14 protein-coding genes are annotated in these 12,704 nt (G+C 49.6%); 2 read left to right on the top strand and 12 right to left on the bottom strand.

What is annotated here, in order from left to right; translation table 11 throughout:
* Positions 1-37: 37 nt before the first annotated feature.
* Both G7K71_RS00795 and G7K71_RS00790 read right to left on the bottom strand, forming a co-directional pair.
* Entirely contained in the window at positions 38-1,207 is a 1,170-nt protein-coding gene (locus tag G7K71_RS00795; RefSeq protein WP_166342814.1) for a cation:proton antiporter, read from the bottom strand.
* Positions 1,197-1,721 carry a cation:proton antiporter regulatory subunit gene (locus G7K71_RS00790; RefSeq protein ID WP_013822479.1) on the bottom strand — a complete coding sequence of 175 codons (525 nt, stop codon included), beginning with the start codon at positions 1,719-1,721 and terminating at the stop codon, positions 1,197-1,199. The genes G7K71_RS00795 and G7K71_RS00790 overlap by 11 nt, the downstream gene beginning before the upstream one ends.
* Before the next feature lie 368 nt (positions 1,722-2,089).
* On the opposite strand from G7K71_RS00790, the gene G7K71_RS00785 reads away from it, so the two are divergent.
* Positions 2,090-2,371: a hypothetical protein gene (locus G7K71_RS00785; RefSeq protein WP_166342812.1), complete on the top strand. Its 282-nt coding sequence runs from the start codon at positions 2,090-2,092 to the stop codon at positions 2,369-2,371.
* Between the two features lie 434 nt (positions 2,372-2,805).
* Positions 2,806-3,138, top strand: coding sequence for a hypothetical protein (locus G7K71_RS00780; protein ID WP_013822482.1), 333 nt, complete (start codon positions 2,806-2,808; stop codon positions 3,136-3,138).
* A 25-nt stretch (positions 3,139-3,163) separates the two neighbouring features.
* Here the strand turns inward: G7K71_RS00780 and G7K71_RS00775 are convergent, their stop codons facing one another.
* The 10 genes from G7K71_RS00775 to G7K71_RS00730 all read right to left on the bottom strand — a co-directional run bounded on the left by G7K71_RS00775 (position 3,164) and on the right by G7K71_RS00730 (position 12,361).
* Positions 3,164-3,712, bottom strand: a complete 549-nt coding sequence (locus tag G7K71_RS00775; RefSeq protein WP_013822483.1) for a DUF2179 domain-containing protein — start codon at positions 3,710-3,712, stop codon at positions 3,164-3,166.
* 59 nt (positions 3,713-3,771) lie between these two features.
* Positions 3,772-4,938, bottom strand: a complete 1,167-nt coding sequence (locus G7K71_RS00770; RefSeq protein WP_166342808.1) for a glycosyltransferase family 4 protein — start codon at positions 4,936-4,938, stop codon at positions 3,772-3,774.
* A 93-nt stretch (positions 4,939-5,031) separates the two neighbouring features.
* Positions 5,032-5,493, bottom strand: a complete 462-nt coding sequence (locus tag G7K71_RS00765) for a hypothetical protein (protein ID WP_166342806.1) — start codon at positions 5,491-5,493, stop codon at positions 5,032-5,034.
* 156 nt (positions 5,494-5,649) lie between these two features.
* Positions 5,650-6,525, bottom strand: a complete 876-nt coding sequence (locus G7K71_RS00760; RefSeq protein WP_166342804.1) for a radical SAM protein — start codon at positions 6,523-6,525, stop codon at positions 5,650-5,652.
* A gap of 16 nt (positions 6,526-6,541) precedes the next feature.
* On the bottom strand, positions 6,542-6,829 hold the full coding sequence (locus G7K71_RS00755) for a late competence development ComFB family protein (RefSeq protein ID WP_013822487.1): 288 nt from the start codon (positions 6,827-6,829) through the stop codon (positions 6,542-6,544).
* 27 nt (positions 6,830-6,856) lie between these two features.
* Positions 6,857-7,318, bottom strand: a complete 462-nt coding sequence (locus G7K71_RS00750) for an ATPase P (RefSeq protein ID WP_313884917.1) — start codon at positions 7,316-7,318, stop codon at positions 6,857-6,859.
* 47 nt (positions 7,319-7,365) lie between these two features.
* Positions 7,366-8,466, bottom strand: coding sequence for a 6-phosphofructokinase (locus tag G7K71_RS00745; protein WP_166342800.1), 1,101 nt, complete (start codon positions 8,464-8,466; stop codon positions 7,366-7,368).
* 83 nt (positions 8,467-8,549) lie between these two features.
* Positions 8,550-9,323 carry an alpha/beta fold hydrolase gene (locus tag G7K71_RS00740; protein ID WP_166342798.1) on the bottom strand — a complete coding sequence of 258 codons (774 nt, stop codon included), beginning with the start codon at positions 9,321-9,323 and terminating at the stop codon, positions 8,550-8,552.
* Positions 9,324-9,406: 83 nt separating this feature from the next.
* Complete coding sequence (locus G7K71_RS00735; protein WP_165613189.1) at positions 9,407-9,562, bottom strand: hypothetical protein; 156 nt, start codon at positions 9,560-9,562, stop codon at positions 9,407-9,409.
* A 60-nt stretch (positions 9,563-9,622) separates the two neighbouring features.
* Entirely contained in the window at positions 9,623-12,361 is a 2,739-nt protein-coding gene (locus tag G7K71_RS00730) for a UPF0182 family protein (protein ID WP_166342796.1), read from the bottom strand.
* Positions 12,362-12,704 lie beyond the last annotated feature (343 nt).

Here is a 12,704-nt window from a genome sequence, read left to right as displayed (position 1 = left end):
GGAGGATTGTTTTGCAGGGCGCAGGCTTGACCAAATATTAGTCACGATGCTGTATCCGGCCCGACTTTTTAGCCAGCGATGGACTGACTAACGCGAGTGCCAGTACATAAAGGGCGGCAAAGGGCTGAAACACTGCCGTAAGTTGAGCGCTGGCTGCTATGCCGGCAACCAATATAGCCAGTTCCCCCCGGGGGATCATGATGCTGGCCACGTTGAGGGCCGGTCGTCCGCGATAGCCACAAATCCAGGCGCTGAACCATCCGGTGAAGAGGTTGCCAAAGACGGTAGCCAGTACCGCCACGGCAGTGATACCTGCTACGGCCGAAAACTCACGGTAGTCTATACCCATACCAAAGGCGAAGAAAAAAACGGCTCCAAAGAGGTCGCGCATGGGCGCAATCATCTGTACGAGACGTCTGGCATGGGAGGTTTCAGCCAGGATCAGGCCCAGGAGCAAAGCGCCTACTGCTTCAGCCACGTGTAGCTTTTCAGCCACCAGGACGGTAAAGAGGAGAAGGGTAAAGCCAATGGTAATAAAAGACTCTCCGCTGCGGATGTGCAGCCATCTTTCCAGGTAGGGGCTAAATCGCGGACCTGAGAATAGAACGGCGAGGATAAAAAGCAGAGTAACCAGGCCGCTAAGGAGCCCGCTTGTAAAGGAAGTTCCTCCCGTTAAAAAGTAGGTATAGAGTAAGGAAAGATAAACAGCCATGAAAGCGTCCTCGTAGACCATAAAACCCAGAACCAGTTCCGTCTCCGGGTTGGCGGTGCGTTTTAGTTCCATGAGCAGCTTGGTCACCATGGCGCTGCTGGAAATGGTGGTGATCCCGGCCACAATGAGCGTTTCAGGCAGGGAATGAAAAAACACCCAACCGAGGATTAGGCCGCGCAGAAAGTTCAGCCCCACATAAACAGTGCCACCTTTGAGGATGGTGGGGCCGTTTTGCACCACCCGGCTGGCCGAAAACTCCAGACCCAGGTAGAAAAGCAGCAGCAGGACCCCCAGATGAGACAGGAAAGACACCAGTTCACAGTTCTGCACCAGTCTTAAATCAAACCATTCGTTGTGGGGACCGTAGGGGCCAAAAAGGATGCCCAGAAGGATGAGCAAGGGGATGGATGAGAAATGAAGCTTGTTGGCTAGTAAAATGGCCAGGGTGATGAGGAAAAAAATAATGGTTAGATTGGTCGTGGTTTCAAACGGCACCGTTTTGGACCCCTCCCCCTGTAATCATTTCCTCGAAGGCCTCAATGTCCCCCGCTTTTCCCGCTGCCACAACCATCTGGCCGGGAAGGAAAACAAAACTGGGACCGGGGTTTATAGCCGTGCATTTCTTTTTGCCCCGGCCGGCGTCTTCAATAATGGCGATAACGGTAATCCCGTGGTTTTTACGCAGGTTTAACTCACCAATACTTTTTCCTACTGCCGGTGCCTGTGGTGCTACTTTCAGCCACTCAATGCGCAGGTCGGCAATAGCCATTTCCAATTTTTCCAGCATTTTAGGCTGATAAAAAACTCCACCCAGAATAGAGGCTATCTGGCGGGCTTCCTGGTCGGTAAGCGTTACTGTGTACGCAGGTTCGCTCTCCCCGGCTGGGAAATAAAACAGGTCCCGCAAACCTTCGTCATAGACAACCACCCCGATACGTTCTCCGCCTTCCAGTTCCAGCAGATATTTTTTCCCTAACCCGGGTAGCTCTGCTTCCTTAATTAGCCCCATGGTTGACTCCTCCTTCAATAATTCTTGTGCCCGATATTCTTATACGCGAGTTGAATTAATCCACTAACATTATACCATATACCATGGAGGTGACCCAGTGGGCGACTTAAATAAAAAGGTTAACATAAAATTCACTCTTCCATGTGGGTTCCGGGGAAGAAGTAAAATTGATATAGATCATTTAAGATTAATTATTTTCCCTTTTAAGTGGTGGATCAGCCCGTTAAGGGAAATAATGCTGATCTTTACAGTGGAATGCAGTAAAATAAAGTCGATGAGTAGCTGGTAACGGATCTGTCGCGGGGAGGAATGTTACAAAATAAAAATTAAAAATAACGTAAAAGATATGAAAGACAGGATGGTTCAGTATGGAAAAATTTATGAAATATAAAATAAAGCAAGTTGCCAAGATGTGTATATTAGAAGAAGGAAAAATTTGTGATAACTGTTGTGATTGTTTTGTTTGCGAGCTGAACCCGGATAAGATCTGTGATAATTGTGCAAATTGTTTAAAACGGGTTGATCATTTCATTAAAAAGCAACCTCATAAAGAAGAAATCCACACATTGGAAAAAGTATCAAAGGTATCGATAAAGCGCCACTCTGTGAAGAGCAATGGTCATTATCGGAATCGAAAAAGGTTAGATTAATTATTGAATCACAAACTAGTTCCTATAATAAGTATTATGTCAACCATAACCCGAAAACTCCTGCTGCCTCGTTGCGCTCCGGACCGGACGGCTGGGGCGGCCCTTCGGGCGGCACCGGCGGCCGGGGTACCGGGTGCCGTTATCCTCGGGCCGCCTTTACCGTTGCCCGGTTCTTCGCAATTCGCTCCGCGCCTTGCTGTGAGCCCTCCACGAAGCCCCGGGTAGCCGTGTCCGCAACCTGTTCCGGACGTACCCGTGATCCGGGTGCCCGTTCCCGTCGGCTCCCTGGCCGGGGAGTTTCTCTGTATCTCCTTTCCGGAAAACCTTTGAAATGTTAATCATGCTGAAATATAATAATCGTTGAAGGGTTATTTAGGTGGTTTTTAGCAGTTTTGAGTGAACAGTAGCTATCATTAAGCGGGAGGTTCAATTTTATGATGCGTACTGCTGTGCTAGGTTTTCTTATTTTCTTTACTATCATCCTGACCGGTTGTTCCCGGGATGCCGGTGAGGCCAACCGTGCCCAGTTCCCTGGTGTACCCGACGGGCAGGCCCAGCGCTTTAAGATTATTTATGAGCATTCCGAAACTAGAAATTTGGGTGGTTTTACCGTTCTGCGGGACAATGCCACTGGTTACGAGTATCTGATCATTACCGGATTGAACGGTGCCCCTACCGTGGTTCCCCTGCAAAAGCCGGGTGTAACATCTCAGCCCAGTGGGCAGACTACATCTCTAGAACCAGGTCTTTTAAGCACCGCCCGTTAGACCACATGAATACTTTAATAACAATTTACTTTCCCAATCTAGTTCCTTTAGATGGAAAAATCCCTCCATGGATCAGCCGGGCGTCAGACACATTAAAAAATGTATTGGGATCAAGCTTGTTCAGAATAGACAGTGCCCGCTGCAGGTCGCGCCGTTTAAGAAGTACGAACAATACTGTCCTCACCCCGCACTGACCCTGGCACTCCACACTGGTAACACCAAAGCCCTCCTGGCGCAACCTTTCGATAAACTGCGAGGCCAGTTGTGGTGCCGGGAATACCTGCAGTGACAGGTAGCCCAGGGCAAGTCTGCCTTCAATAAGGCTGCCGATGTAGTTTCCCGTTGCAAAACCGCCGGCGTATGCTATTACTTTAACGGGGTCGTTTAAACCTCCGGCCAGTACTTGATTAAGAGCCAGTATGAACACGGAAACCTCAAGAAAACCAACTACAGCCGCCAGCAACCGTTTGTCCCGCATCAGCATCAATACTCTGATTACGTCCAGGGACATGTCTACTACCCGGGCAAAGAAAATAAACAGGTAACCTCCTATCAGCGGCAACCATGTTTCCAATCCTCTTCCCCCCAAAAATAAAACCTGCGTGAGCATTTTCGATATTACTACATCGAGCTTTAGATCGAACTACGTATAAGTTGATTATGCTTTTTATCCAGGAGGGCATGGTACTCGGCAACTAAATTTAAGGCTGACTGGCGGGAAGAAAGCAGTTGGGCGTTGCTTTTTGCCCGGGCGGCCATTTTTTGCCGCAGATTATCATCTATGACGAGTTCTTTTATTTTTGCCACAAACAGGTCCTTATTTTCCGGAATCAGAAAACCATCTTCTCCGTCTCTGACCATTTCACTTGTACCAAAAGCTTTAACGGCCACCACCGGAAGTCCGGCTGCCTTTGCTTCAGCCAGCACCAGCCCCTGGGTTTCGGTTTTTGAGGCAAAAGCAAAGAGATCGGCCCCCTGATAACAGTTAATTACTTCCGTTCTATTTAACGTGCCGGTAAATATTACTTGCTGGTTTATGCCAAGGTGGACGGCCTGTCTTTTTAAATTGACCTCTTCCGGACCCCCACCTACCAGAACCAGTTTTAAATTGGGGATTTCCCTGCAAAGTTCCGCAAAAGCGGATAACAAAAAGCCGATGTTCTTTTCCTGCCCCAGCCGTCCCACAAAAAGCAGGATCTTTTCTTCCGGTTTAATACCATGTTCCCGGCGCAACCAGTTTTTGTCCCCTTGAGTAAATTCCTCCATATTAATACCTGTGGGTATGACTTTAATTTTTGTACGCACCCCCATTTTTTTTAAATGTTCCTCGATAATGGCGGTTGGTGTAATCACCAGATCGCACCTGTTGCAGAAGTCCCGGCAAAAGCGTTTGGTCAATTCCCGGGTAACACCCTGGGCGAAGGGTACGTAGTGGACATATTGATCATAAAGAGTGTGAAAGGTAAAAACCAGAGGGATGCCCAGTTTACGGGCATAACGGGCACCAACTCGCCCGAGCAAAAAGGGTGAATGAACATGGATAATATCCGGTTTCCATTGGTTGATTGTGGGTTTCAGACGAAAAGAAAAGGGTACCGCCAGGGCAAAATCCCGGTTTGTCGGGGCCGGGAGGGAAGGAAAGCGAAAAACCCGCTTTTCTCTGGAGCAATTAGGGTAATTAGGGGCAAAGATATAGACATCATGTCCCAGTTTGGTGAGCTCAGCAGTAAAAGTATCTATGGACCGCACCACACCGCTGGTGTATGGACGGTAGCTATCGGTAAAAACACCGATTTTCAAGAACCCCACGCCCCTTTTTGACAGTTTTCCTGCTGCCATTATATTACCATTATATCGCTATCGCCTTTGGGCTCCAAGTCTTTCGTTGATAACTTAATGGGCGTTGATTTCTTTCTCCCAGCGGTAATTGGCAGAAACTATACGCCATCCCGATGAAGTTTTATGTAAACTAAAATATCCCGTTCCCTTTTGGATTTGGCCGGTGACGAGATCGGTGTTCACTAGGCTTGCACTTAAGAGTGCATTTTCCGATGTCAGGTACTTAAGGGAAACATCGGCAACAGTGGCCCGGCAATACCAGTCGGTGGGCCGGGCGATAAAATCCCACGCCCGCTCACTTACCTCAGATAACATGGGCTCGGCGTAATATCTTCCCAGCTTTTCCTTAACTTCATTCCGGTTTCGTGCCTGCCACCAGGAATCGTCCTCTACCGCCCCTTTAATGATCGCATATATCTCATGTTGAGTTTTTATGGTGGTGTTGGCGGCCGGGTGGCTCCCTTTTGCCAGCAGCAAAAAAAACAGGGCCGTAATGATAACATGCCAGAATTTCATTTCTTTTCCCCTCCCCCACGTCCTCATTGGAATAGTATACGACTTGAAGGTAAATACATCCTTGTTAAATAATGGCATTATGTGGGAGAAGGGAAAAATTTTTAGAGTCATAAAAAAGTTGCCCCAAGGCAACTTCTATAACGGAAAAATTTTAAATTATAAACCCCGGGCATAATCCGGACGCAGGGAAACGCTGCCGGGTTCCCTTAAAGCCTCTTCCAGTATCCCGATGAGCTTCTCCCGGTCCCTCTTGAGGGTGCCCCTCAAAGGCAGGTAGTTGGACGCATGATTGCAGCGGAAGATACAGTTATCCACTTCCAGCCCTGCCAGCAACCACTTTAGCTCCTGCAAGGATTCCTGTGGGTTGAGCAGGGAAAACTTGCCTTCCTGCACTTGTCTGTAAAGGGGGGTATTCGGGACAACGATTAAGGTAAGAGCAGCCAGGTAGGTAGGGTTGATGGCGTTGATTACACTGGCGGTGGCCCGGGCATGTTCCCGGGAAAGTTCCTTCCCACCCAGGCCCGTAATCACCGTTACTGATAGCTCGAAGCCGGCATCCAGGGCGCGCCGGCAGGCACGCACCATCTCCGCGGCATTAACCCCTTTGTGCATTTTTTTCAATACCAGGTCGCTGCCGCTTTCTACCCCCAGGTAGAGCAATTTCAGGCCCGCTTTCCGCAGTTCCCGCAGCTCTTCCGGTTCTTTCTTAAGGAGATCCAGGGGCCCGGCATAACAGGACACCCGTTCCAGCTCGGGAAAGGTTTGATGAAGGTGCTGCAACAGCCTTAAGAGCTCTTGGGTATCCATGGTCAGGGCATTACCGTCCGCCAGGAAAATCCGCCGCACCTCAGGGCAAAAACGGGCCGCTTCCTCGACGTCGGCCATGACTTCCGCCAGGGTTCGGGGACGAAATTTCTTGCCCTTGTACATGCCGCAAAAGGCACAGGCATTGTGGGAACAACCGAGGGTAACCTGTAAAATTAAACTGCTGGCTTCACTGGGTGGCCGGAAAAGGGGTGGTTCGTATTGCATCCTTTTCCCCTCCTGCTCATGGCCGGGATTTGTCGTGCCTGGGGTTGGCTGCCACTTGCTTGATAGCGTTGGTAATGGCCGCGATTACCTGTGCCTTCCCGCCTATCTGGTCAAAATTTACTTTAGTATAAATGGTACCTTCATCGGATACCACGTAGTGAGGGGGTAATTGATTTAAAGCAAGAGCCATAATATCCTCCTGGCAGCGGGTGCAGGTACAGGTTCTGGGGTTGTTTTTGACGTATTCTTTCAATACCTCTGGCAAAAAGCGCTGCACGGCCACTTCAGTGTAATTGTGGATCACTTAAAGGTCACTCCTTTCTCCTGCCCCCTATAAGCGCAGGGTAGCGATTAGCCGCTTGGGATGCAGCAACAGGTCCAGGCCCTGGCAGATGTCCGTGACCACCACGTCTGCTGCCAGAAGGGCCTGTACTGAGGCGCCTTCCGGTCCCAGAACAACGATGCCCAGGGCGGCGTTTTTTAGCATCAGGGTGTCGTTGGTCCCGTTGCCAACGGCTGCCGTATTTTGTGGGCCCAATTTTTCAATAAATTTTAGCTTTTGACTGCCCCCTTTTCCCGGCTTCAGGACGTGTACGTAGCCTTTGATATTGCGGCAGGCCTTTTCCCCCGTCCCAAAGGTGTCGGCCGTAAGCACGTGGATCACTAGTTTTTCGGCAAGGGTATTTAACCTTTCCTCTACTCCTGGAAGCAGGCTGCCGTCTCTGGCCATGGTGCCGTTAAAATCCAGAACCAGGTGTTGCAGCTGCAGTAACCCCCGCTCCGGTATATCCACGGTGAGCAATACTATCCCTCCCTGCCAAATAGTTTTCTCAGTACAACTTAATCTCCCAGGCAAATCCCCAGTTGCCTTGCCGAGAGCAGCAGATCGCTTTCTAGGGGTACGGCGCGGATCTGCCCTGTAGCTTCCGTGAGGGGTACGGCGTCAATGCTAGTGCCCCGGAGGCAGACCATGTGTCCGAAACGCCCTTCCACAACCAGCCGGACTGCCCCCGTGCCGTAGCGTGTAGCCAGAATGCGGTCAAAGGCTGTAGGGGAACCCCCCCTTTGCAGGTGTCCCAGTATAGTAACCCTGGTTTCTTTTCCGGTGGCTTCCTCCACCTGTTGAGCCACCACATGGCCTATGCCACCCAAACGGATGGGATCGAAGCTATCCTCCACCCTTTTTTGAACCACTAATTCTCCGTCTACTGGTTTAGCCCCTTCGGCCACCACGATGATGCTGAACTTTTTACCCTGTACTTCCCGCTGGTTGATCATATCGATGACCTTCTCAATGCGATAGGGAATTTCAGGAATCAAGATCACGTCAGCCCCACCGGCCACACCGGCGGCCAGGGCTATCCAACCGGCGTAACGCCCCATTACCTCCAGAACCATAACCCGGTGGTGGGATTCCGCCGTAGTGTGTAGCTTGTCCAGAGCTTCGGTGGCGGTGGTGAGGGCAGTGTCAAAACCGAAAGTTTGATCCGTGGCCAGTAAATCATTGTCAATGGTCTTAGGAACTCCAACCACAGCCAATCCTTTGGCGTGCAGCTCTTTAGCAATGGCCAGGCTGCCATCTCCACCGATAACGATCAGGGCATCAACCCCGTGGATACTGATATTTTCAAAAATACGATCGCTTACGTCTACAAAAACCTTTTTCCCGCCCTTAACCACTGGATAATGAAAGGGATTATCACGGTTGGTGGTACCGAGAATAGTTCCGCCCCGGGGCAGGATACCCACTACATCCTTTTCCGTAAGCTCCCGGGCCTGGTTCTTAATCAATCCCCCAAAACCGTTTAAAAAGCCAATTACCGAAAGTCCATATTCCCTGATAGCTACTTTTACCACCGCCCTGATGACGGCGTTTAGTCCGGGAGCGTCGCCTCCGCCGGTTAATACACCAATGCGTTTAATTTTAGTCGGAGCAGCCATGCTCAAACCCCCTTGTGAGTTTAACCTAATTTTACGCAAAAAACATTAATAGTTTTTCCCATGCCTTTTGATCCTGTTTACTCTCAAATGGCGCTGTATTTTTCTAAGAATCGTTTTATTGCCGCGTTTAGCTCCCCTGGTTGTTCCAGCATCATCATATGACCGGCTCCGTGAATAATCTCCAAATGGGCCCGGGGCAGTTTCTGTTGCAGATACTGGCCGTACTTGACCGGCGTGAGCAGGTCCTGATCGGCGGCAATAACCAGGGCGGGAACTTCGATAAAAGGCAGGACATCCATCAAGTCAAAGCCGTTACAGGCTGTAAAGTCGGCCAGGTATACCGAAGGTGAAACGGATTCCATTTCCCTGCGGGCAACTTCCAGCAGGGCCGGGGGCGCGTTTTTGCCGTAAGCCAGTTGGATCAGCTCAGCATAGTGTTCCCCCCTTTGGAAGGTCTCCAGCAAAGCCGGTAGCACTCGCAGGCGGGCACCAGTTCCAATCAAGACCATCCCGGCCAGTTTCTCTGGATAACAGCGGGCAAAATCCAGGGTGATTGCCCCTCCCATAGAATGTCCGGCCAGGAAAAATGGATGACCAATTAGTCTTTCCGCAAAAGCATAAACAAATTGGCGGTAAGCGGCAATAGCATCGGATGCTTTTCCCTGCGACTGGCCGTGGCCGGGTAGATCCACGGCCAGCACCAGGTAGTCTTCTTTTAAACCGTTAAGTTGGTAAAGCCAGTGGTGGTAGCTTCCCCCTGCTCCGTGGATAAAAAGGATGGTTTGCCTTGGTTCCTTGTTTTTGGGCATCCCAGCGGAATAATGATAATTGAGCCCTTCCAGGGTTATAAAAGGCATCAGGAAACCCTCCATGAAAAAATTACCGGTGTTAGTACCGGTAAAAGATCAAACACTTTAAGGTACACTGCTACTGCTAAAATTCAGTGGTGCCCATGGGCGTCGCAGCTATGGGTTGGCTTCTCTTCCACATCCTCATACTTTTTCCACATGATGGTGAATGCAGAGCCAATTACCAGCATTACCAGCGTAGTAAAAAACCCGAAGACAACCCCCTGCCACCATTGTTCGAAAAACATTTTCCCCCTCCTCTTTGCCCCGGGTCCTTTTTGACGGTACGTTATTTCCGGGGTTTCTTATTATTCCTTTGTTCGTGCAGTTAGTTCGTTTAAAACACGTTTTAACTGTTGCAAAGATTCGCCATAACCTGCCCAGTCTCCACCTCTGAGCCTTTCCATGGCCTGATCGTAAAGCCTGCTGGCCTCCCGTGCCAATTCAGCCACTGACTGGTCACCGGTGGCTGGTTGCGCTCCCGGTGTGGTTTGGCCCGTTTCCCCTTTGCCATCGGAGAAGATGCGCTTTAGTGCCTCCTCTAAGGTTGGTTCCATGACCACCTGGTCGCCGTGGACTACAATTACCCGGCGCAGTTCGGGCATTTTGCTTTGTTCTGCCTGAAGGTACAACGGCTCCACATACAACAGGGAATCCTTGACCGGTATCACCAGCAGGTTACCCCGGAAGACCCGGGAACCCCGCTGGTCCCACAGGGAGAGTTGCTGCGAGATGGTAGTGTCCTGGTTAATGCGCGCTTCAATTTGCATGGGGCCGTACACCAGTTCCTGTTTGGGAAACTCGTATACCAGCAACCGGCCGTAATTGGGGCCGTCCGACCTGCCTGCCAGCCAGGCCACCATATTCTTTTTATTTTGGGGAATAAAGGGCAGGATCTGTATGTATTCGGGCTCTTTTTCCCCGGGCAGCCTGGTGATAATGTAATAGGCCTCCATAAGCTCTTCCTTGTCTTCAACTATCTCAGTGGGTCTATCCCATTTATCTTCTTTATTATAAAAGATCCGGTAGTCCTCCATGTGATAAATAGCATATTTTTGTGCCTGGATCATAAAGAGGTCCTCGGGATAACGGATGTGAGCCCTCAGGGCTTCAGGCATTTCGGCAAGGGGACGGAAGACACCCGGGAATATTTTGCTGTAGGTTTGGATTATGGGATCATCCTTGTCAGCAATATAAAAATCAACGCTTCCATCGTAGGCATCAACCACTACCTTCACTGCATTGCGGATGTAGTTCAGCCGGTGGTTATAGGGTTCTGCATAAGGGAACATGTTGGTGGTTGTATAGGCATCCCACATCCAGTACAGCTTGCCGTTGGCCAGTACAATATAGGGATCTCTGTCGTAGGTCAGGAAAGGTACCAGCTTAGGTACGCGTTCATAGATATTGCGGTAATAAAGCACCTGGCTTTCATTGGTGATATCTCCGGAAAGAAGCAACCGGTAGTCCCCGAAAGAGATAGCAAATAGCAGTCGCCGTACCAGGGAGCCAACTTTGACGCCTTTATTCCCCTGGTAGGTACTCCAGGCATTTTCATCTCCCTTGGGGTAGTCAAATTCGGGGCTCTTGGTATTGACGATTACATAATTATCCGTGACCTCACCAAAATAAATTTCCGGGCGTTCGATTTTCAGGTCCGTATGGGTGGCGGGAGGAATATCTTTGATGAGGAAGCGTGGTAAGCCTTCCCTGGTTACCTCATTGACCGGGCTCATGACAATACCGTACCCATGGGTATATTTTAGGTGCAGGTTTACCCAGGTTTGCGCCTGAGGGGGCAACTGGCTTTGATTTAATTCCCTTGCTGCCACCATCACCTGGCGGTAACGTCCATCGATGATATAGCGGTCAATATCAATATTTTTCAGCTGGTAATAGAGACGCATTTCCTGCAACTGGCTGTAAGTTTGCTGCAGGGGGCGGTAATCCCAAAGCCGGATGTTGTTAATGGTATCCTGGTTATTCTTCAGATCTTGCGCGGTTAACTCCCGGCCGGCAGGAAAGGACTTTCTTTCGATACTATCCAGTTTATAGGCTAGGCGGGTGAATTTAATCGCATTTTCAATATAAGGTTTTTCCCGGTTCATCTCGTTGGGAACGACAATAAATTTTTGGACCGCGGCAGGATAAATACTTCCCAGGACTATAGAGCCAACGACCAGAAAACCGATCGTATAAAGAACAAGCCGGAAGCGAGAAAGAAACATATTCAATAGTATAATTGCCGTACAGGCCAGGGCCAGGACAAACAGGACTTTATAAGCCAGCAGGTTAGCGTGAATATCGGTATAGCCGGGGCCATAGACTACTCCTCGCTCGGAATAAAGCAACATGTATTGATCCAGGTGATACCCCCAGGCACGCAGGAGAAAAAATGCCGCCGCCAGGCCCGACAGGTGATATTTGGCCTGTTCAAAACGAAAGATGCTTTTCCAGCCGTTTTGAACGGTGCCGCCAATCAGGGCATAGATGCCGCTTACGGCCAGCAAGCTGAGCACACTGGTCCACAATAAAAGCCGGTAGATAAAGTGGTAAAAGGGCAACTGAAAAACGTAAAAACCTACATCACGATGGAAAATGGGATCTTTCAGGTTAAAGGGGGTGCTGTGCAGAAACTGCTGGACTATATTCCAATTATCGGTTACAGCCAGGGTGGTCAGAAATGCCGGAATAAGACTTAAAAAGGCCATGACCGCGGTTAATTTCTTTGATTGAACATACCTGCTCCAGGGAGGCTGGTAAAGGGTGACTATGTCGCCATCGCTGATCGGCCTGGTCTCGGCTGCCTTACTCAGCGGGCCGCGGGTAAATAATAGGTTAATAAAAATGACCAGAAAGACCGTTAACCCAGCAACCAGACCTACTGCCCACTTTGAGAGCAAAATCGTTAGAAACAATTTTTCAAAATTTAAGGATTTAAACCACAACCAGTCAGTATAAAAACCCGCCCCCCAGTATATCAGGGCCAGGATGATCAAGAGACCTAAAATTAACAATGTTTTAGAAAATCTTAAAGCTATCTCCAACACATAACCCTCCCCTGTTGCGATGCCAGAAGCGTCCCTTGCTCCGAGGTGTCCTGGGTGCTATTTGAAAAATTACATGGGCTTGGGAATTTTTTGCGCCTCATCTGCTTCGTGGCGTAATTTTGCTTCACACAACTGACAAATCAAAATGGACTTTTTAGGTTGCAGATCCTCATCCTCGTAATCATCGTAGGAATCCGGGTTAAACTCTTCAACCTCTATCATACGACCACATATGATACACCGGGCCCCCACCGGCAACCCTCCCCCTACATGTTTCTTTTATATATGATCTATTCGCCGTCCTGTAGTGATTTCCTCCCTGGTTTTATTGGAGGTAATA

This window comes from Desulfofundulus sp. TPOSR, from assembly GCF_011393055.1.
In the GTDB taxonomy this organism is placed as follows: domain Bacteria; phylum Bacillota; class Desulfotomaculia; order Desulfotomaculales; family Desulfovirgulaceae; genus Desulfofundulus; species Desulfofundulus kuznetsovii.
The sequence above is the reverse complement of the archived record's forward strand: the minus strand, read 5'-3'. Positions and strand labels throughout refer to the sequence as shown.